The sequence below is a fragment of the Flavobacterium saliperosum genome, assembly GCF_900100625.1.
GTDB lineage: Bacteria > Bacteroidota > Bacteroidia > Flavobacteriales > Flavobacteriaceae > Flavobacterium > Flavobacterium saliperosum.
This window is the reverse complement of the sequence record NZ_FMTY01000008.1, coordinates 55,728-76,522: the sequence shown is the minus strand read 5'-3', so window position 1 is coordinate 76,522 and position 20,795 is coordinate 55,728. Positions and strand designations below refer to the sequence as shown.

The window sequence follows — 20,795 nt, the reverse complement described above, 5'->3', positions numbered from 1 at the left end:
TTATGAAGAAAAATATTATTTCGGCAGGTTCACTTGCTGTTTTTTCGCTTCTTAGTCTGGATGCTTCGGCACAACAGGCAAAGCCCAAAAATCCGGGAATCGACTTGGAGTTAATGGATAAATCGGTAAAACCGGGAGATGATTTCTTTCGCTATGTAAACGGAACCTGGTACGATAAAACCCAAATTCCTGCCGATAAGACCCGTTGGGGAAGTTTTGACGAATTGCGTCAGAACACCGACAAGGATGCGTTGGCGATTTTAAAAGCAGCGGCAGCCGACAAAAAACTGGATCCGAAATCCGATCAGGCTAAAGCGGTAAATGTGTATAAAACATACATGGATACGATTTACAGAAATAAAATCGGAATCACGCCTCTAAAACCCTATTTGGCAAAAATCAATGCGGTAAAAACCATTGCCGATGTCAATAAACTATTAATCGAAATGGAACCTCAGGGCGGTTTAGGTTTTTACGGAATCGGTGTTGGCTCCGATGCGAAAAACAGTAATCGAAATGTGGTATATCTTGGTTTGGGAAGCTTAGGCTTACCGGACAGGGATTATTATGTTTCCGACGATAAGGATTCCAAAGAGAAACGCGAAAAATATGTACTTCATGTTGCCAGAATGCTGCAGTTCTTAGGGGTAAAACCGTCTGATGCGAAAATTCAGGCGGAAAAGGTTTTGGCGCTTGAAACCGAAATGGCAAGACCAAGACTGGACCGAGTGGAACGTCGCGACAGAAGAAAAACGTATAACCCGATGACCGTGGCCGATTTGCAGAAGTTAACCCCTTCGGTAAACTGGAACAGTTACATTGAGGGCGTTGGTATCGGGAAAATAGACTCCCTGATCGTATCCCAACCAAAATACATGACTGCTCTGGAGGACATTTTCAAAGCTAAAAAAGTGGATGACTGGAAAGCCTACATGCGTTGGATGTTAATCAACAAGTCGACTGGCGTTTTGACTACCGATATCGAAACGGCCAACTGGGAATTCTACAGCAAAACCTTAACCGGTGCGTTAAAACAACGTCCGCGTGAGGAAAGAGCATTACAGGTGGTTAACGGAACTGTGGGTGAGGCGTTAGGGAAATTGTATGTGGAGCAAAAATTCCCTGCCGAAGCGAAAGCGAAAGCGAAAGCGATGATCGAAAACGTATTTTTAGCCTTCGAAAACCGCATCAACAATTTGCCATGGATGACACCGGATACCCGTAAAGGCGCTATCGAAAAATTAAGAAAATCGACGGTGAAAATTGGTTATCCCGACAAGTGGAAAGACTACTCCAAATTGGAAATCAAAGGAGTGGAACAAGGCGGAAACTACTACGAGAACATGAAAAATGTTTCCCGTTGGGGCTTTGCCGAAAATATCGCCGATCTGAAAAAACCGGTGGATAAAACCAAATGGGGCATGTCGCCGCAAACGGTAAATGCCTATTTCAACCCGTCGTATAATGAAATCGTATTCCCGGCCGCTATTTTACAACCGCCATTTTACGATTATAAAGCGGATGATGCCGTAAATTATGGCGGAATCGGAGCGGTAATCGGTCACGAAATCTCTCACGGTTTTGACGATTCGGGTTCGCGATACGATGCTGACGGTAACCTTAAAAATTGGTGGACAGAAGATGATTTGAAACAATTCACAGGTCTTGGAGGTGCTTTGGCTGCCCAATACAGTGCTTTGGAACCGCTTCCGGGTACTTTTGTGGACGGTAAATTCACGTTAGGTGAAAATATCGGTGACTTGGGTGGGGTAAATGCAGCGTATGACGGTTTGCAAATCGCATTGAAGAAAAGCGGCAAGACAGCCTTAATTGATGGTTATACGCAGGAACAACGTTTCTTCATTTCCTGGGCAACCATCTGGCGTTCGAAAATGAGAGACGAAGCCATTAAGAATCAGGTAAAAACCGATCCACATTCTCCGGGAATGTACCGCGCCTATGTGCCGTTACAAAACGTAGATACGTTCTATCAGGCGTTCGATATCACGGAAGATCAGAAACTATACGTGAAACCGGAAAACCGAGTGAAAATCTGGTAATCCGAATTCTATAAAAAAAAGCCCTGCATTGCGGGGCTTTTTTTTATTTCTTTTTCATCGATCGGTTCACGACATACAATCCAAACAAAGTAACACCACCACCTATAAGAATCATCGTTGTTAAGGGTTCGTCGAAAATCAGCGCCCCTAAAACCAATGCGACAATGGGGTTGATGTAAGCATAAATACTGCTCACTTCGGAAGGGAGGTGTTGTAAGGCATAAATAAACGCAATAAAAGTAAATACCGAACCGAAAATTACCAGATAGGCAATCGACCACCAGGATTCTGCGGGAATCTGCGTTATATTTATGGAAGTTCCTGTGGCGCCGGTATAAGCGAAAAGCAAAATGCTGGAGATTAGCATCTGGAGTCCCAAACTGAAATACGGATTAAAACTCGCCGCTTTTTTTCGGGTATATACGCTGCCGAAAGCCCAGGTAAATGTTGCGATTACCGAAAGCAGGATTCCGAAACGGAAATCGGGTTTGAGTAAATCGGCCAGGTAATCGTAAAAAATCAGGCAGACTCCGCCAAAACTGACGAGTAATCCCACGATGGACCATTTCGATAATTTTTCTCCCTGAAACAAACTGATGACGACAATCCACAACGGAAAAATTGCACCGATAATGGCGCCTAACCCGCTGGAAATGTATTTCACACCCCAAGTGCTCAGCCCGTTGCTTAACACGAAATTGAGGATGCTTAAAATAACAATGGTCTTCCACTGTTTGCCTTTGGGCCAGGGTGTTTTCCTGAAGAGAAAAAACGCAATGTAAATGGCAGCTCCTAAGAATTGCCGGATGGCGGCCAACTGTAATGCCGGCATGTGTTTCACCCCTTCTTTCGAAGCCAGCCAGGTGGTGCCCCAAAAGAAACTTACCCAAATCAAAGCGAGCATCGGCAGACCGATAGCTGTTAACCGGTTCTTTGCGGATTGGTGCAGGTTGGATATAGTTGCCAAATTACAGTAGGTTTACAACAAAAGTATAGTTTAGGATTTCTTCGGTTTTTTTACCCGATATGAGTTTGCCAACCGAAGCGGTACCGGATGCAAATTTAGGGATTGCCAAATTCATTTCTTCGGCTTTTTTGTGATAATACGCCTTTCTTGTCGGATGCTGGGGTGCCACCGCATTGAAGGTTTCTTTCCACGCCTCTTTTTCTATGATTTTCAGAATGATACCGATACAGTCTTCCTGATGGATCAGATTCACGGGAGCTTCGGGATTGTCCAGATTTTCCCTTCCGGCCAGCATTTGAACAGGATGGCGGTCCGGGCCAATGAGTCCGCCAAAACGGATAACGCTCGTGTCAAAATTCGGATTGGTCCGCAATAGCGTTTCGATTTCGGCTAACTGTCGGCCACTTTCGGTTTCGGGATTGGGAACGGTGTCTTCGGTTACCGTCTCATTCTCGTCGGCGTAGACCGAAGTGGAACTTACAAAAAGCACTTTTTGAAGCGATGATTTTTCCAGATACGGAATCAGTTTTTCGATTTTGGAAACAAATGTTTTTGTTGTAACGGGTAAAGTCACTTTTCGTAATCCCGGCGGAATATCGATAATCAGGATTTCGGAATCTTCCAGGAAATCGGCTACCGGACCCTGAATTCCGTCTTCCGACAGCGCAATTTGATACGGCGTAATTCCATTGGTGTTTAACAATGCAATTTTTTCTGCCGAAGTGGTGGAGCCTTTTACCATAAAACCCTCGGCTACCATTCTTTTTGCCAAAGGAAAACCTAACCACCCGCAGCCCAGTATAGCTATGTTCGGTTTATTGCGCTTCATCTTTCTTGCGGATATTCACCTTGATGTGCCCCCAGTTTTCACCACTTTTAATGCGGTACAATTGCATTTCGCTTACGCCAAATTGTTTGGCTAAAATTTTCATGCGGGTTTTTCTGTTAGGATCCAATAAGATTCTTTTTAATCGGATGACGGTGGTTTCCGTTAGTTTTTTCCCATCGGCTCTTCGGTTAAATTCCGTTACCTTCTTTTGCGAAGCGATGACACGCGGATTGACTTTGTGGTGTTCCATTTTTTCTTTATGGTTCACCCAACGTAAATTGGTTGCCCTGTCGTTACTTTTATCATAATCGATATGAATCACATGCTGCTGATCTTCTGCCGTTTTCGGAACAAAAAATTCGGCCACCAATTTGTAAAGCAGTAATGTTTTAGACTTTCGGACACCATTTACCTGCTTGTATGTGCGCAGTACATGGTAACCATCGATATAGGTTCCTTTTAATAAAGTGCCTTTTTTCAAATCATCAGTATAACTTATCAACCGACCATAATTTGAAAGCGCATAACGAAATCGATGTTGCATTTCCAAAATAATCTCTCTAAATTCTTCATCAGGATAGAATCGAATCATATGTATACAGTATTTAATTGTCTTTTCTTACCAAAACAAATCCGTCGTTTTCAACCGCCCTATATCCTAAATCGTAGAGGAAGTAATAAGTGTTCCCGGTTTTAGTTTGATATACGGAGGTGAAAAATTCAAAATCAAAACCTTTACCCAACAATTTGGTTCTTGTGGTTTTCGATTTTCCTTCCGGATTAAGTTCCGACAAAATTCGGTAATTTTTGCGTAATTTGTTATTTATATTACGCATAAGATTCGTACTGTCCTTATTTATCTTATTATTGTAAGAATTCCTGCAACCGTCTCCACAAAATTTCTTGTCTTCACGACCCACAAAGGTGTCGTTGCATTCCAAACAGGTTTTCATAATGTGTCAATTAAAGTTGCCGTTATGAAATAAGGCCTGCTCGATATGGGCCAAATGATGTCTGCAATGCCAATCATAAATGCCTAAGGCTTCTTTTATGGAAAATAAACGCTGGTGTTCCGGATGAAAATACATTTTGTTCCAATCATTTTCGGATAAGTTTTCCAATAAATGTGTCCAACGATCGTGAATTCCTTCGATTATTTTTAAGGAGGAGCTTATGTCGTCGTTTTGGCCGTCCGGGAGTTCTGCCCACAATGCTTCTTCATACGGACGGATAACAGGGGTATCTTCGGTCAGGGCAAGTTTAATTCGGATTAAGGCGTTCATATGACTGTCGGCCAAATGATGAACGACCTGTGTTATTTTCCAACCGTCCGGGCGGTAGTTCCAATTGCGTTCTGTGGCCGACAGTTTTTCGGTTATGGCTTTCAATTGTTTTGGAAAGACTTTTATCGTTGCTCTCCATTCTTCCAGATTTCCAGAGGTAATTTCCGCCGGGCAAGTGAAACGACCGATGGGAAATTTTAGTGTTTCCATTTCTTTTTCTATTTATTTTCTTTTTTTTAATTCGTATAAATCAAATCTCCTGTCTTTCATTGTTCTTACACTGCCATGTTCGTGCAATTCTTTCAGTAAATTCAAATCAACATCTACGATTAAAGTCATTTCGGTATTTGGTGTCGCTTCTGCCTTTATTCCGTTGCTGGGAAAAGCAAAATCAGAGGGTGTAAAAACAGCTGCCTGAGCATATTGGATATCCATATTGTTAACTTTTGGTAAATTGCCTACACAGCCTGCTATTGCTACAAAACATTCGTTTTCAATTGCTCGTGCTTGGGCACAGTGTTTTACCCTGGTGTAACCGTTTTGGGTATCAGTAAGGAAGGGTACAAATAAGATATTCATGCCTTGATCCGCCATCAACCTTATTTGTTCCGGAAACTCTACGTCATAACAAATCACGATACCAATTTTTCCACAGTCGGTGTCAAAGGTTTGAATAGTGTCACCGCCTGTAATTCCCCAATGAAAAACCTCGTTTGGAGTAATGTGAATTTTTTGATACATTTCATTACTTCCATCCCTTCTGCAGAGAAATCCCGCATTATAAATGTGATCGCCATTCTGATAGGGCATACTACCCGTAATGATGTTAATGTTGTAAGCGATGGCAAATTCCTGAAATTTATCTCTTATGGCCTCAGTAAATTTGGCTAGTTCTTTTATGGCCACAGCTTCGGAAAGATGGTTATAGTCGGCCATTAAAGGAGCTGCGAAGAATTCGGGAAATAGTGCAAAATCACTGCCATACCCCGAAACGGCATCAATAAAAAATTCTGCCTGTTCAAATAGCGCCTCTAAGTTATTCAACGATCGCATTTGCCATTGTATTAGTCCTAATCGGATAACGCTCTTCGTCAGATTAATCAATTTTGGACTATCATCATAATAAATATTGCTCCATTCCAGTAACACGGCATATTCCTGTGAATTTGTATCGCCTTCCAGATAGTTTTTAAGTATGCGCTCTTCATGAAAATCATTACTCAACTGAAAGGTCAGTACCGGATCATAAATTTCTTTCTTTTTTACTTTTTCAATATACTCTCTGGGTGTCAGTTCGTCAGCGTATTTACTGTACATAGGGATTCTACCGGCAAAAACGATGGATTTCAAGTTAAGCTGTTCGCAAAGTTCCTTTCGCGCATCATAAAGCCTTCTTCCTAGTCGAAGGCCTCGGTATTTAGGATGAATAAAAACATCGATACCATACAGGATGTCCCCATCAGCTGTATGTGTGGAAAACGAAAAATTTCCGGTAATGTCTTTGTAATTATGGATTCTGTATGCCATTTTTTCGGGTACAATGATAGACAAAGCGGAACCTACAACAACATCATCTGCAAGAACAACAAGCTGCCCTTCAGGAAACAAAGACAATAGCTTGTTGATATGATGTTCCTCCCAATACGAGTTTTCTAATTCAGGATAGGCATTCATCATTGAATTTTTCAGCTGTTTGTAATCGTCAATCTGCAAATTTCTTAATTCCACTTTCATAACGTACCGGATTTGTTGAACAATATTCAAATATAAGAAAATTCTCTAATACAAACAACAACAAACGACAACAAACAATTACAACCGAATGTAAACGACTGACAACCGAATAATTTTTGCAAATCTTCAAATCTTTGCCCCGTCGAAATCAAATAGCAATCGACACGAACAAAATTCAAAATAACATTAACATTTAAATTTTAAACGCCATGAAAAACAGAGTACAATTAATCGGAAATGTGGGACAGGAACCGGAAGTGAAAACGGTAAACGACAAAAAAGTTGCGCACATCACCATTGCCACCCATGATTACTATTACAACGACAAAGGGGATAAAGTGGAACAAACCGAATGGCATCGCGTAACCGCTTGGGGTAAAACTGCCGATATCATCGAACGATTTGTTGCTAAGGGGAAAGAAATCGGTATTGAAGGAAAACTAACGCACCGTAGCTATGATGACAAAGAAGGGAACAAAAAGTACATCACGGAAATCTTAGCCAACGAAGTATTGCTTTTAGGGAAATAGTCACCGATGAATATTCAGGTATTTACTATTCGGATCGCTTCGGAACATTTATTGTCCGACCAAAAGAGATTGAACGATTTTCTGCAACAGGTAAAGTTTGTAAAATCGACAACGCATTTTGTAGCGTCAGAGGAATGTCAGTATTGGTCGGTTTTACTTCATTACGAAACACCGAATGAAATTCCGGAAAAAAAGAGGCCCGTTCAAGTAGCCGATTTGACTCCGGGAGGTCAATATGTTTTCGAATGTTTAAAACAATGGCGCACCGAAAAAGCGGAGAGACTAGGCATACCGAAATTTATGGTCTGTCATAATTCGGAACTCATCAATATTGTGTTATACCATCCCAAAGATATTGAGGGACTCAAAAAAATAAAAGGTTTCGGTGCTAAGAAAGCAGAAAAATACGGGGAGGATATTATCACGGTCTTAAATGCAATTTAAATCAGAAGCCATCGGCGAAAGTCGGTGGTTTTTGTTTTCGGCGGTTTCTTATTAATGATAAAAAGTTGTTGCCACACGGTAGGTATTCGCGTGTGCTTCAATAATCGTCTTGATGTCCGGAGAATAACCGCCACCCATGCTCACCTGAACCGGGATTTCGTATTTTCGGCAAAGTGAGAATACGATTTCATCACGTTTTTTACATCCGTTAAGCGTACATCCGAGTTTTCCCAATTTGTCCGAATCGAGAATATCCACGCCACTGAGATAGAAAATAAAATCGGGTTTTTGGGTTTCGATGAGGTAGGGTAAGGTGTTTTGTAAAATCTCAAGGAATTTGGCGTCGTCGGTATGATCATGAAGCGCAATGTCCAGATCGGAAGTTTCTTTTTTGAACGGATAATTCGATTTTCCGTGCATGGAAAACGTAAACACTTTGCCATTGTGTTGGAAAATTTCAGCGGTTCCGTTGCCTTGATGTACGTCCAAATCGACGATTAGGATTTTTTTCGCTAATTTTTTGTCCAATAAATATTGGGCACCGATTGCCTGATCATTCAGCAGACAAAATGCTTCTCCTCTGTCGGAATAGGCGTGATGCGTTCCGCCGGCAACGTTGAAGGCAATACCGGTTTGCAGGGCTTTTTCGGCACCCTGAAGTGTTCCCTGCGCGAGGCGTAATTCCCGCTCGATTAATGTCACAGATAAGGGAAAGCCTATTTTTCGAACGGCCCGTGCATCCAACGTCAGGTTCAGTAAAGCATCGACATACTCTTTTTTATGAACGGCCAAAATGTGTTCCGGGTTGGGTAAACCGGGCTCGAAAAAAGCGTTGGGGGAAACGGTACCTTCGTGAAGTAGTTGTTGCGGTAACAACTCGTATTTGAGCATTGGAAAGCGGTGGCCTTCCGGCAACGGGAGTTTGTAAATAGGGTGATAAGCAATGGGGAACATTTAGGAATCCATTTGTTTTTGGAATTCTTCAATGAAAAGGCCAACATGGTAACCGTCCATAAGTCCGTGGTGAACGTGAACCGACATCGGCATGGTTTTTTTGCCGTTTTCTTCCGTCATTTTTCCGAAAGAAACTTTAGGACAACTGTCGGGAAACGAAAAACTTCTCGAATGGGAAACGGAACTGAAATTAACCCAGGGAATTGAGGAGAAATGAATCAGATTGTAATCACCGCTGAAATCACGGGTGAAGAGTCCGTTCATTTTACGAACCCTTTCAATTTCAACCATGGCGTTTTCATTAAAAACGGTCAGGTCTTCGAAATAGGTTGTCAATGCAAATCCGAAAGTGGTGTCGTCCCGCATGATCGTTGGTGAGGCATTGATGGTGTCGTATATAATTACTTCTCCGTCGATAATCCGGTAACGAAAATTTTCAACGGCATTTATCGCCACTAATGTTTTGTGCAGGTAAAAAATAAAAAAGGAAATCCCGTTTTGTTTTGCCGTTTCGTACGCTTTGGTACAATCGACGTTTACGGTAATGCCGAAAAAAGGTTCTTCGAATTTGCTGAAAAATTCAAAATGCGTTTTTCGGTTCCAGTTGGCTATGTCTAATTTCTGTTTCACGTTAGAAGTAGAGGTAGAATATCGGTAATTTTGGTTACGGATGTAAAATTCGGGTGCACAATTTCGTGATCGATTTTCTCGTGGGCCCACGTGGTATGGAACGGGACGTGAACCGCATAACCACCAATATTCAAAACCGGAAGCACATCCGATTTTAAGGAATTGCCAATCATGAAAAATTCTTCTGGCTGTATTTCCAGACGACCTAACAGTTTTTCATAATTCACTTCCTGTTTGTCGGCCATCACTTCGATATGATGAAAATAATGTCCCAAACCGGAATCGTGCAGTTTGCGTTGTTGGTCTTTCAAATCTCCTTTGGTGGCTACCACCAATTTGTATTTCCCGTGTAGGGCTTCGAGCGTTTCTTCCACACCATCCAGTAATTCGATGGGTTTTTGAATCAGTTCCTTGCCCAATTCGGTAATTTTCCGAATGCCTTTTGCACTAATGGTTCCGTCGGAAACTTTTACTGCGGTTTCAATCATCGAAAGGATGTATCCTTTGATGCCGTAACCGTACAAAGGCAAATTGTCTACCTGTGTTTTGAGTAATTCCTGCGATAACCCCTGATAGGAAAGGTAATCACTCATGAGGCCACAGAATTTCTTTTCGGTTTCTTCGAAATACGGTTCGTTGATGAATAAAGTATCATCGGCATCGAAGGCGATTATTTTTGGTTTCATCGTTTTGAAATTAATCGTTAAACCTGTAAAATAAATATTTTTTCTTATCTGGACTATAACCTCCGAAATACAAGGCATTATTCATCTTAAAAACGGTCTGCCCCAGATAAAATTTCTTTTCTTCTGCGAAAAACCGCACTTTGTCAAACGCTAATTTTTGCATCTCAGTATCGATATGATTAAAGTCTGTATCAAAAACACAATTGACATACACTACCTTCCTTTTATTATACGAATTCAGATTGTTCATGGAATAGTTGGAGGTTAGCGCCACAGCAATAATAGCGCCTGTAAAACCACCGATCATTCCGCCGTACATCACCGCGTTATTGTTTTGTGGAGGAGACACTCCGCCAATGGTCAGGTAGATTTTGTCATCAAGAAGATACGAGGAAATTGATGGGTTTAAGTTGTCAATTTTTCGTATCAGTTGGTTGGATTTGTCCAGGATTCTTACATTGTTTACGCTGCCGTTTTCCTGAATGATGTCGGAATTCTTAAACGGAATTTCCTCGTCAGCCTTTAACTCATAGGATTTTAGTTCTTCCCCATTTTGGTTTTTGAATTTTAGCAGCAATATGTCGCTTTTGGAACGCATCTGGACAATCTTATCGTTCAATACAAAAGAATTGGAATCCCCTGTTGGGTAATCGGTATCTTGTATTTTTGGTTGTGTGATAAATTGGCACTGTGCTGAAAAATCATTAAGATTGATACGGATAATCTGCGTATAAAGTTTACACACATCGAGAGTTAACACAATTTGGTTTTCCTGAGAATAAATTTTTCTTTTGCTGGAACTTAAAACCAAAGAAGGCGGTGTTTCATTGGAAATCAATTCAAATGTAAAGGCAGGGTCGGAAAGTCTGTTTTCGCTGATTATGGTATAAAGCAAATCGAACCTGTTTTCGTAGCCCAAAAAACGTTTTTCGGAAAGATCGATTGTCTTTTTAGTAAAACTGTCATTCTCGAATTTGTACAAGTTGATGATGTTGCTGGCTTTTACAATGGTCAACATGTAAAAAACACCGTTAACCGTTAATTTTTTGAATAATTTCTCATTTTCAAAATCCAACGTGGTATGTTTAACAAGGGTTTCTTTTTTTTCAAAATCAAACGATTGAATTGCTATGTTTTTTGATTTTGAGCCGCTCCACAAAATGCTGTAATTGTTTCCGTTGATGTTATAGCCCAAGAGGGTTTTTAGTTCCTCGGGATTACGGCTAACCTTTATGGAGTCCATGATATTCAGAGAGTTGTCCAGACGAAGGGCTGTTATTTTCTTTTTGTCGGTATAAAAAATAAGAGCTTGGTTTTTTTTCTCTTCTACTATTTGAAAAACATCTGTTTTTTTGTCACAGTTAATCGGTAATTCCGAAGCAATTTCCTGTGAAAAAGCAGTTAGAGTCTGCATGGCAAGTACTAGAAGAAATAGAAAACGTTTCATATAAATGTAAGTTATTTGAATAATTATTAACTGATCATCGCACCGTTAATCACACCTTCCGCGTCCGGATTCACAAAAACCAGTTTGCCTTCCGCGGTGTTGGTCAATAATAACATGCCTTCGCTTTCCACGCCACGTAAGGCTCTTGGTGCTAGGTTCACTAAAACGGTAACGCGTTTTCCGATGACGTCTTCCGGAGTGAAATGCTCTGCAATGCCCGAAACAATGGTGCGAACATCAATTCCGGTGTCTACTTTCAATACTAAAAGTTTATTGGCTTTCGGCATTTTTTCGGCTTCGATGATGGTGCCGATGCGTAGATCCACTTTTGCGAAATCTTCAAACGTGATGATGTCTTTCTGTGGTTCCGCTTTGGCGTTTTCGACTTGGTTGGCCACTTTGGTTGCTTCCAATTTATCGATTTGTTTTTGGATTTCTTCGTCTTCTATTTTTGCGAATAACAATTCGGCTTCTCCAATCTGATGTCCTGCCGGAAGCAAGTCGGAGTTGTTTGAAATTTCGTTCCAACCGAAATCGTTTTCGGATTTCAGAATGTTTTTCAGTTTTGCAGCCGTGAACGGTAAAAACGGTTCCGCCAAAACACTCAACGCAGCAGCGATCTGTAAGGCCACATACATTTGCGTCTGTACGCGTTCCGGATTTTCCTTGATGATCTTCCAAGGCTCTTCGTCGGCTAAATATTTATTACCCAAACGCGCCACGTTCATCAGTTCGCCTAACGCTTCTCTGAAACGGTATCTTTCCACAGAAGAAGCAATTACCGCCGGATATGCTTTTAGTTCGGTTAATGTCGCTTCATCCACTTCGGATAATGCATTGGGTTGCGGAATAACGCCGTTGTAATATTTGTTCGTAAGCACCACCACTCGGTTAATGAAGTTGCCGAAGATGGCTACCAATTCGTTGTTGTTTCTCGCCTGAAAATCTTTCCAGGTAAAGTCGTTGTCTTTGGTTTCCGGAGCATTCGCCGTTAAAGCATAACGCAAAACATCTTGCTTTTCAGGAAAATCCAATAAATATTCGTGCAGCCAAACCGCCCAGTTTTTGGAGGTGGACAATTTGTTGCCTTCCAAATTCAAAAATTCATTCGCCGGCACATTGTCCGGTAATATGTAACTGCCTTCCGCTTTTAACATCGCAGGGAAAATCACGCAGTGGAAAACGATATTGTCTTTTCCGATGAAGTGTACCAGTTTGGTGTCTTGGGATTTCCAGTACGGTTCCCAATCTTTTCCTTCTCTGGCTGCCCATTCTTTGGTAGACGAAATGTATCCGATAGGCGCATCAAACCAAACGTACAGTTTTTTACCTTCCGCACCTTCCACAGGCACATCAATTCCCCAATCCAAATCGCGGGTTACGGCACGTGGCTCTAATCCACCGTCAATCCAGGATTTAACCTGCCCGTACACGTTGGGTTTCCAGTCGTTTTTATGTCCATCAATAATCCATTTTTGCAAGAAATCAGAATATTCATTTAAAGGTAAAAACCAGTGGTTGGTTGATCTTAAAATGGGTTTTGTTCCTGTAATGGTTGATTTCGGATTGATTAAGTCGGTCGCATTTAAAGACGAACCGCATTTTTCGCACTGATCGCCATACGCTTCTTCATTTCCGCATTTCGGACAGGTTCCAGTTACGAAACGATCGGCCAAAAACTGGTTGGCTTTTTCGTCATACAATTGCTCCGTGGTTTCTTCGATGAATTTGCCGTCGTCGTATAATTTTCTGAAAAATTCCGAAGCGGTTTTATGATGGATTTCTGAAGAAGTTCGCGAATAATTGTCAAACGAAATTCCGAAATCCAAAAACGATTTACGAATGATCCCATCATATTTGTCAATTACCTGTTGCGGTGTGATTCCTTCTTTTTTGGCTTTCATGGAAATGGCCACCCCGTGTTCGTCGCTTCCGCAGATGAAGGCCACATCTCTTCCCTGCAGGCGAAGGAAACGGGCATAAATATCGGAAGGGACATAAACACCGGCCAAATGTCCAATGTGAATAGGGCCGTTAGTGTAAGGTAACGCAGCAGTAATCGTATATCTTTTCGGATCTTGTATCATTTTCGAATAAACTTAAAATAGTCTGCAAAAATACATAACAAAATGCTAGTTTTCATAATCGGAAGAATATAATCCTTTGTCAAAGGCATAAAAAAACCACCTTTTTGGGTGGTTTGTTATTTTTTACGGTAGTGGTTGTCCGGTTGGAACATCACAGCGGTGTCCCGGTTGTCCGTGAGCCGGATTCGGTTTGCCCTGCATGCCCGGTTCCGTGGTTTGTACTATCGGAGTAGGAGTGGTGGTAACCGTTGGATTACTGTTAGGGACCACTGTTTTGGTAACCGTAGCGCTTCCCGGCGTAACCTGAAATTGATTATTTCCTTGGGTTGTGGTTGTTTGTGTTGGTGTTACGGTAGTTTTTGCCGCTGGAGGGTTTCCTGTTAAAGGTGCTCCCACTGCGATATCACAATGGTGACCGGGTTGCCCGTGAGCCGGATTCATTCCGGGAGCTACGCTTTGTGTGTTGGCGGTTGGTGTGGCGTTTTGTATTAAGGCGGGAGTTGCTTCAGCCGCCTGTACCGGAGCGGTTTCAGTAACTGTTTCAACGGGAGCGTCATTTGTTATTTTCTCGGATGGTTTTTCTTTTTGACAAGAAATCAATACGGTAGCTGAAACAGCAAGAATCGGAATTATTTTCATTTGCTATGAGATTGTTTTTTCAAATATATAAAATACTTTCTTGACGTTTGTCACTTAAAAAGTTAATTTAAAGTTGTTACCTTTAATAGGTTAAAGATTAAATTGCATGAACCATGCATGAAGCCCTGTTTTTAAATTTTATTTCGTCGTTTATGAGAATTGTATTTTTAAAAATATTATTTGCAGCTATTTTATTTATGGTTAGCTTTGAGGGATATTCTCAAAAACGCATGAAAATACCCCCTTATCTTAAAAAAGGCGATACGGTTGCCTTAGTGTGTACCGCCCGTAAATTTTTTCCGGAAGAAGCCCAGCCCGCCATGGATTTATTAAAATCCTGGGGATTGGAAGTGAAATTAGGTAAAACTATTGGTTTGGACAGCTGTCAGTTGGGCGGAACCGATGCCGAACGTTCGACCGATTTACAGGAAATGTTAGACGATAAAGATATCAAAGCGATTTGGTGTGCACGAGGCGGTTACGGAACCGTGCGTATCGTTGACAGTCTTGACTTTACAAAATTTAGGAAACATCCGAAATGGATTATGGGTTTCAGCGACGTGACGGTATTGCACAGTCATCTCAATACGCTTGGGTTTGCCACTTTGCATTCTATCATGCCGTTTACGGTTCCCAAAGCTCCGGAGGAAGTGAAGGAAACGCTGCGAAAAGCCCTTTTTGGGGAAAGCCTGAAGTATACGGTTCCGGCAAAAGGCTATGAAACCCAAGGGAAAGTAAAAGGACAGCTCGTGGGAGGAAACCTTTCTATATTATACAGTTTGCTTGGTTCAAAATCCTCGTTGAATACAAAAGATAAAATCCTTTTCATAGAAGATTTGGACGAATACCTGTACCACATTGACCGAATGATGCAAAATCTGAAACGTAACGGCTATTTCGAAAATCTGAAAGGATTAATTGTAGGAAGTATGACCGATATGCACGATAACGAAATTCCGTTCGGACAGAATGAAGTAGGCATAATCATGGAAATCGCAAAAAACTACAACTTTCCAGTCTGTTTTTATTTCCCGGCAGGACATCAGAAAGACAATCGCACGTTAATTCTTGGGAAGGAAGTGCAATTTGAAGTCAATTCCGAAGAAATTATTTTAGAGTTCACAAAATAATGGCCGAACATAATGATTTAGGAAAGCTCGGCGAAGAGTTGGCGGTTGATTTTCTTCAGAAAGAAGGGTACGAAATCGTGGAGCGGAATTGGATTTTTCAAAAAGCGGAAGTGGACATTATAGCCCAAAAGGAAAATGTTCTGGCAATAGTTGAGGTAAAAACCCGTTCTTCTATTGACTTTGGTGACCCACAAGATTTTGTAAATTCCAAAAAAATTAAATTATTGGTAAAAGCTGTGGATGAATATGTTAGCCGTAGTGAGCTTGATTTAACCGTGCGTTTCGACATTGTGGCGGTTTCAAAAGACGCAACCATTTACAAAATAGAGCATCTTCAAGATGCGTTTTATTATTTTTAACAATGTTATAACTATAACATTTTGTTTTTAATTTTATATTTCGCAAATTTTTTCAAACAATCATCAATTAATTATGAAAACGATTTCTTCAGTAGTAGAAAATTATATAAAATCCAAACCTTTCTTACTTAATGGATTAACCCTCGGGATTGTAAATCTTACCTCGTTGGCCCGAATCATGCAACAGGAATTGGAACATGAAATGGACAAGGAAGTGAAACAGGGCGCGATTGTTATGGCGTTAAAACGTTTGTCGGAAGAGCTTGATTTCAGAATCAACCATAAAATTGAGAAGACTTTAAAGAGTATGGGGGAAATCACGGTGCGATCCTCCTTAGTGAATTATAATTTTACCATTAATCCGAGAGTCTTAAACAGACAAGCCGATTTTCTTACCGAAATCAGTTCCTTAAAAGATATTTTCTATACGTCTTCCCGTGGTGTTAATGAAACCAATCTGATTGTAAGCGAGTCGATCAGCGATATCGTTGAGAAGCATTTTGCCGATGAGAAATGGTTGTTAAAAACAGAAAAGCTAGCCTCCATTACGGTAAAACTCCCAAAAGAAAATGTTGGGACGCCGGGCCTTTTCTACTTTATTTTCCAGCGTTTGGCTTGGGAAGGGATTAACATTAATGAAGTGATTTCCACCAATTACGAAGTGACCATTGTGGTAGGCGAAGACCATATTGACAGTGCTTTCAAGGTAATTAAAGATTTGAAAAAGGTATAAAAATTAAACCAATTTGTTATATTTGTTTAACTAACTAACAAAAAATATGTACGAAATTATTCAAAAAGCACATTCCGGAGTAGCTTATTTAGCCTTGGCAGTATTGTTATTTGCCGTGATTAATGCCCTAATGGGTGTTTCTTCTAAGCGCCCTTTCGAAGATAAAGACCGAAAAATTTCTTTATTCGCCTTAATCTTCTGTCACATTCAATTGCTTTTGGGTTTGGCGGTTTATTTTGTATCCCCATTGGGTATGGCGGCACTCGGAGAAATGAGTAATGCGTCATTACGATTAACCTCGTTGGAGCACCCGTTAATTAATATCATAGCGATTGCTTTTATTACGATAGGCTGGTCCAAACATAAAAAAGAAGGTAGCAGTAACGGGAAATTTAAGAAAATCGGTTTCCTGTATCTCGCCGGATTACTTTTCATACTAAGCAGAATTCCTTGGAGCCTTTGGTTCTAACCTTATAAAAGCCCTTTTTAGGGCTTTTTTCTTCAATGGCATATTTCTTGTTAAACAGTATTGCATAAAAAATAAAACATGAAAAAAATTATTGCCCCAATCGTTTTACTTTTCATTTTTGTATTCTTTGCCAGTAGTTTTACCAGCGACAAAATCATACTCAGCAATAAAACCAAAAAAACATTTCAGGATACCTTAGCGGTAGATTCTGCTTTGTTGAATTTGAAATACAGACCTTATAAAAAGGCAGTTCACGCATCGTATTACCATGACAGGTTTAACGGAAGAAAGACCGCAAGCGGAAAACGTTTCGATAATTCAAAATTAACGGCAGCCCACAAAAAGTTACCTTTCGGAACCAAATTGCGTGTTACAAATCCCCTGAACAGCAAATCGGTTATTGTTACCATTACCGACAGAGGTCCGTTTACCCGTGGTCGTGAAATTGATCTTTCCAAAAAAGCCTTTATGGATATTACCCATGCCAAAGGACGCGGCTATCTTAATGTAAATCTGGAAATTATAAAAGAGTAGGTTACCAGGTATTAAAAGGACGATTGCTCAAATAGGCATTGTAATAGTTTTCTTCACCCGTAACTTCGTTCCCCACCCAAATCGGTTTTTCAAAGGCTTCATCCTCTGATGACAACTCGATTTCAGCTATAATAAGTCCTTCGTTATCACCCGAAAACACATCAATCTCATATGTGTGCTTCCCAACCGGTACTTCATAACGGATTTTGTCGATAATACCTTTTTCACACAGCGGCAACAGTTGTTCCGCATCGGTCAGCGCAATTTCTTTTTCCCATTCCAAACGCGTGGTTCCGGATTCGTTTCCTTTTCCTTTAATCGTTAAAAAACCTTTCTCGCCCTTTATGCGCACCCGTACCGTTCTTTCCGGATGGGAATTCAGGTACCCCTGTACAATTCGGTTTTTGGTTGCCGCCCTACTCTTGAAATCGTCGGACAACACTAAGAATTTCCGTTCTATTTCCTGCATTTTGTAAAGAAATTAACATAATTTGGGAGCAAGTTAAGAAAATTATAAAGGACGTGTCGTATTTTTACAAAACCGGAAAGCCAAAATCACAGGGATGAAAGTAATAAGAAAAACAAAATCGGAAATTACGTTGGACCACTTGTTCAGCAAACACTTTTCTGAAGGGACTTATGTTTCTGATGAATCGTTGCATTTTCTGGTGGATCTGGTTCGTTATTTCCGACCGGAGAAGCCCAAGGAAAGCCTTGTTTCCATAGAAAAACTGTTACTTTTTTTAACCGAAAATCCGCAAGAGAAAGCCGTATTCATTACGTATCTGAAGGATTTGCTGAGCAATAGGAAATTCAGCCGTATGCTTTCGGATGCCGGAATTCTGCGTGATTCGGATTTTATTAGTGAAATAAAGAAACGCCTTTTTGATAAGATTCTTCCGTATCAGCCTGAAAAAGATACGTTGGAATATGTTCTGAATCAGGTTTTTTATCTTGATTCGGATACGATTTGGATTGCCAAAATTGCCAATGAGGAATTATTGCGTTTATTAGAAATTCTTGAGTTTTCAGATATTTATTCCTCTGTCAATGAACTTTCCGTTTTATCGGAACTAATTAATGCCATGGGGTTGATTTCCCAACGGATGAGCGGTCGGGCGATGGAAACCGATGTCATTAAAATGGTGCCTGAGTATGATACCCTCGAAAGTCCGTTTGTGGCACTGGAGAAAGAATTTTTGCAGATGGAGAATACAATCAGAAGTCAAAGCGACCATTTCATTACCTCGGATGATTTGCGGTACAAACAATTCCTGATCTTACACAAACAATGCGAAGAGTATGTGGATAAAGCATTCAGTAACAGTTCTAAATTCGGAATCTCGTTAAAGGTAAACCAGAGTTTACTGCGCATACGCCAACAGTTGTACCGATTGAAAATCTTCATTCCGTTATTGCTGGTCAATAAGGAGGAGGATAAAAAAAACAACAGCATCCAACTTGCGCTGAAAATAATCAAATACAATTGTTATAAGAAGAACGTTGGGCAACTCATCAATGAAAGTACGCAATTGCTTTCCTATGAAATTACCCAGCATACCGCAAAAACCGGTGAACATTACATCACGGAATCTTCGAAAGAATATTTTCGGATGTTTTATACCGCCATGGGAGCGGGAGCAGTGGTGGGAATCCTGTGCATTATTAAAGTCCTGCTGGGAAAAATTGAAACGAGCGATTTCGGACATGCCTTTTTATACAGTTTGAATTATGCTGTCGGCTTCGTTTCGATTTTCCTTCTCGGATTTACCCTGGCCACCAAACAACCTGCGATGACGGCCGCAACGATAACCAAAGCATTGGAAAGTGGTATGAAGAAGCAAAACAAGAATGGCGAAAAACACAGTTCGTTCGCGCAGCTGTTTGCCCGATTGTTCCGTTCGCAGTTCATTGCTTTCGTAGGGAATGTCATCATCGCTTTTCCGGTTTCGCTTATCGGGGTCTGGCTGATTGATTATGTACTTCACTACAATATTGTTGAAACAAAATGGAATAAGTTGTTAACCGACATCAGCCCGGTAGCTTCTCCAGCCATCTTCCATGCCGCGATTGCCGGGGTTTTCCTGTTTCTTTCCGGAATCATTTCGGGAAGCGTTTCCAACCGAAACAAACACAATCAGTTTTTTTACCGAATTCAGGAGCATCCGTTACTGAAAAAGAGTTTTGGGGTTGAAAAAACAAAGAAGCTCGCACAATGGGTTGAAGACAATTGGGCCGGAGTCGTTTCCAATACCTGGTTTGGGGTTTTTATGGGAAGTACGGCTTCCATCGGGGTATTTCTGGGGTTGGATTTGGATGTTCGTCACATTACGTTTGTGAGCGGTAATCTGGCACTCGGATTGTATGGTGCGCATTTTAATGTGGACAATTGGATGCTTTTCTGGGGGATTTTCGGAATTGCAGTTATCGGATTCATGAATTTTATTGTGAGTTTTTCCCTTTCTCTGGGATTGGCTTTTCGTTCCAGAAACATTCCGTTTTCCGAAGTACACTTTCTGAACAAAGCGATTTGGACCTATTTCAAGAAGCGACCGATGGCGTTTTTCTTCCCGGTGAAAAACACTACTTCAGACGGATTGTGACAGCTCGAAAATAACATCCGAAGTAATAATGGTTTTCGGATACTCGTTTTTCGACAGATACCACATCGTTTTGGCAATGTTTTCCGGCGCGATACTCCGGTATTTTTTCAGTTTTCCGAACAATAAGGGATTGATGATTTTCATGAAATAGATTCCCATGGTTTCGCCAATTCGCGCTTCTTTTCGATTGCCTGAAATCAGGGAAGGTTCTAAAATGAAGGTTCTCGGAATTCCAGCAGCAATGATTTTCGCTTCCATTTCGCCTTTAATCCGATTGTAGAAAATGGTGCTTTTTGCATTCGCGCCCAAGGCCGAAATCACGATGAACGTTGGAATATTGTTTTGTTTTGCCAATTGCGCTGCCGTAACCGGAATGCCGTAATCAATCGCCTTATACTCTGTTTCGTCAGGAGTTTTGGCTTTGGTGGTCCCGATGCAGCAAAAAACGACATCGCCGGTAAATTCAGTCGCATGGTTTTCCAATTGTAAAACATCGACCAGGTGTTCTTCGATTTTCGGATGGGAGAGATCGATTTTTTTTCGGGAAAACAATTTTATTTTATCATAATCCGAATCGGAAAGCAGCAGTTCCAGCAGCAAACAGCCTGTTAATCCTGAGGCTCCTAAAAGTAGGGCTGTTTTTTTCATCGGTTTCCAAATTTATACTGAATATACAT

23 protein-coding genes are annotated in these 20,795 nt (G+C 40.9%); 9 read left to right on the top strand and 14 right to left on the bottom strand.

Going from position 1 to position 20,795, the window contains the following annotated elements; translation table 11 throughout:
- The first annotated feature begins 2 nt into the window (after positions 1 to 2).
- Positions 3 to 2,060 (top strand): M13 family metallopeptidase, encoded by a 2,058-nt coding sequence (locus tag BLQ05_RS12515; protein WP_023577423.1) that lies wholly within the window; start codon positions 3 to 5, stop codon positions 2,058 to 2,060.
- A 43-nt stretch (positions 2,061 to 2,103) separates the two neighbouring features.
- Here BLQ05_RS12515 and BLQ05_RS12510 read toward each other — a convergent pair whose 3' ends face one another.
- From BLQ05_RS12510 to BLQ05_RS12485, 6 genes are all read right to left on the bottom strand, one after another.
- The gene (locus tag BLQ05_RS12510) at positions 2,104 to 2,964 is read right to left on the bottom strand and encodes a DMT family transporter (RefSeq protein ID WP_023577424.1); all 861 of its coding nucleotides are present in this window, start codon (positions 2,962 to 2,964) and stop codon (positions 2,104 to 2,106) included.
- Between the two features lie 64 nt (positions 2,965 to 3,028).
- Complete coding sequence (locus BLQ05_RS12505) at positions 3,029 to 3,856, bottom strand: SDR family oxidoreductase (RefSeq protein ID WP_035654935.1); 828 nt, start codon at positions 3,854 to 3,856, stop codon at positions 3,029 to 3,031.
- On the bottom strand, positions 3,843 to 4,448 hold the full coding sequence (locus BLQ05_RS12500) for an HNH endonuclease (RefSeq protein WP_023577426.1): 606 nt from the start codon (positions 4,446 to 4,448) through the stop codon (positions 3,843 to 3,845). Before BLQ05_RS12500 ends, BLQ05_RS12505 begins: the two co-directional genes overlap by 14 nt.
- Positions 4,449 to 4,461: 13 nt before the next feature.
- Entirely contained in the window at positions 4,462 to 4,809 is a 348-nt protein-coding gene (locus tag BLQ05_RS12495) for a hypothetical protein (RefSeq protein WP_035654937.1), read from the bottom strand.
- Positions 4,810 to 4,815: 6 nt separating this feature from the next.
- A complete protein-coding gene (locus tag BLQ05_RS12490; protein ID WP_023577428.1) occupies positions 4,816 to 5,349 on the bottom strand; it encodes a YfiT family bacillithiol transferase in 534 nt (177 codons plus the stop codon).
- A gap of 12 nt (positions 5,350 to 5,361) precedes the next feature.
- Positions 5,362 to 6,873 carry a carbon-nitrogen hydrolase family protein gene (locus BLQ05_RS12485; RefSeq protein WP_023577429.1) on the bottom strand — a complete coding sequence of 504 codons (1,512 nt, stop codon included), beginning with the start codon at positions 6,871 to 6,873 and terminating at the stop codon, positions 5,362 to 5,364.
- A 209-nt stretch (positions 6,874 to 7,082) separates the two neighbouring features.
- Between BLQ05_RS12485 and BLQ05_RS12480 the strand changes: the two genes are divergently transcribed.
- On the top strand, positions 7,083 to 7,403 hold the full coding sequence (locus BLQ05_RS12480; protein WP_023577430.1) for a single-stranded DNA-binding protein: 321 nt from the start codon (positions 7,083 to 7,085) through the stop codon (positions 7,401 to 7,403).
- A gap of 6 nt (positions 7,404 to 7,409) precedes the next feature.
- Positions 7,410 to 7,847: an HRDC domain-containing protein gene (locus tag BLQ05_RS12475; protein ID WP_035654939.1), complete on the top strand. Its 438-nt coding sequence runs from the start codon at positions 7,410 to 7,412 to the stop codon at positions 7,845 to 7,847.
- 51 nt (positions 7,848 to 7,898) lie between these two features.
- Here the strand turns inward: BLQ05_RS12475 and BLQ05_RS12470 are convergent, their stop codons facing one another.
- From BLQ05_RS12470 to BLQ05_RS12445, 6 genes are all read right to left on the bottom strand, one after another.
- Positions 7,899 to 8,801, bottom strand: a complete 903-nt coding sequence (locus BLQ05_RS12470) for a histone deacetylase family protein (RefSeq protein WP_023577432.1) — start codon at positions 8,799 to 8,801, stop codon at positions 7,899 to 7,901.
- Positions 8,802 to 9,431, bottom strand: coding sequence for a chloramphenicol acetyltransferase (locus tag BLQ05_RS12465; protein WP_035654940.1), 630 nt, complete (start codon positions 9,429 to 9,431; stop codon positions 8,802 to 8,804). It lies immediately after the preceding gene.
- Complete coding sequence (locus tag BLQ05_RS12460) at positions 9,428 to 10,117, bottom strand: HAD family hydrolase (RefSeq protein WP_023577434.1); 690 nt, start codon at positions 10,115 to 10,117, stop codon at positions 9,428 to 9,430. Before BLQ05_RS12460 ends, BLQ05_RS12465 begins: the two co-directional genes overlap by 4 nt.
- Positions 10,118 to 10,127: 10 nt before the next feature.
- The gene (locus BLQ05_RS12455) at positions 10,128 to 11,564 is read right to left on the bottom strand and encodes a hypothetical protein (RefSeq protein WP_143000957.1); all 1,437 of its coding nucleotides are present in this window, start codon (positions 11,562 to 11,564) and stop codon (positions 10,128 to 10,130) included.
- Positions 11,565 to 11,590: 26 nt separating this feature from the next.
- Positions 11,591 to 13,651, bottom strand: coding sequence for a methionine--tRNA ligase (metG, locus tag BLQ05_RS12450; RefSeq protein ID WP_035654942.1), 2,061 nt, complete (start codon positions 13,649 to 13,651; stop codon positions 11,591 to 11,593).
- Positions 13,652 to 13,774: 123 nt separating this feature from the next.
- On the bottom strand, positions 13,775 to 14,290 hold the full coding sequence (locus tag BLQ05_RS12445; protein WP_023577437.1) for a hypothetical protein: 516 nt from the start codon (positions 14,288 to 14,290) through the stop codon (positions 13,775 to 13,777).
- 230 nt (positions 14,291 to 14,520) lie between these two features.
- On the opposite strand from BLQ05_RS12445, the gene BLQ05_RS12440 reads away from it, so the two are divergent.
- The 5 genes from BLQ05_RS12440 (at position 14,521) to BLQ05_RS12420 (ending at position 17,515) form a co-directional block, all read left to right on the top strand.
- Complete coding sequence (locus BLQ05_RS12440; protein WP_035654961.1) at positions 14,521 to 15,420, top strand: S66 peptidase family protein; 900 nt, start codon at positions 14,521 to 14,523, stop codon at positions 15,418 to 15,420.
- Positions 15,420 to 15,779 (top strand): YraN family protein, encoded by a 360-nt coding sequence (locus BLQ05_RS12435; RefSeq protein WP_035654943.1) that lies wholly within the window; start codon positions 15,420 to 15,422, stop codon positions 15,777 to 15,779. The genes BLQ05_RS12440 and BLQ05_RS12435 overlap by 1 nt, the downstream gene beginning before the upstream one ends.
- A 73-nt stretch (positions 15,780 to 15,852) precedes the next feature.
- A complete protein-coding gene (locus BLQ05_RS12430; RefSeq protein WP_023577440.1) occupies positions 15,853 to 16,512 on the top strand; it encodes an ACT domain-containing protein in 660 nt (219 codons plus the stop codon).
- Positions 16,513 to 16,558: 46 nt separating this feature from the next.
- The gene (locus BLQ05_RS12425; RefSeq protein WP_023577441.1) at positions 16,559 to 16,981 is read left to right on the top strand and encodes a hypothetical protein; all 423 of its coding nucleotides are present in this window, start codon (positions 16,559 to 16,561) and stop codon (positions 16,979 to 16,981) included.
- 78 nt (positions 16,982 to 17,059) lie between these two features.
- Positions 17,060 to 17,515, top strand: coding sequence for a septal ring lytic transglycosylase RlpA family protein (locus tag BLQ05_RS12420; protein WP_023577442.1), 456 nt, complete (start codon positions 17,060 to 17,062; stop codon positions 17,513 to 17,515).
- A 1-nt stretch (position 17,516) separates the two neighbouring features.
- Here the strand turns inward: BLQ05_RS12420 and BLQ05_RS12415 are convergent, their stop codons facing one another.
- Positions 17,517 to 17,984, bottom strand: coding sequence for a CYTH domain-containing protein (locus BLQ05_RS12415; RefSeq protein ID WP_023577443.1), 468 nt, complete (start codon positions 17,982 to 17,984; stop codon positions 17,517 to 17,519).
- 94 nt (positions 17,985 to 18,078) lie between these two features.
- Here BLQ05_RS12415 and BLQ05_RS12410 point away from each other — a divergent pair, with 94 nt between their 5' ends.
- Positions 18,079 to 20,118: a site-specific recombinase Gcr gene (locus tag BLQ05_RS12410; RefSeq protein WP_023577444.1), complete on the top strand. Its 2,040-nt coding sequence runs from the start codon at positions 18,079 to 18,081 to the stop codon at positions 20,116 to 20,118.
- Here the strand turns inward: BLQ05_RS12410 and BLQ05_RS12405 are convergent.
- Positions 20,104 to 20,766, bottom strand: coding sequence for an NAD(P)H-binding protein (locus BLQ05_RS12405; protein ID WP_023577445.1), 663 nt, complete (start codon positions 20,764 to 20,766; stop codon positions 20,104 to 20,106). The genes BLQ05_RS12410 and BLQ05_RS12405 overlap by 15 nt on opposite strands.
- Positions 20,767 to 20,795: the final 29 nt, after the last annotated feature.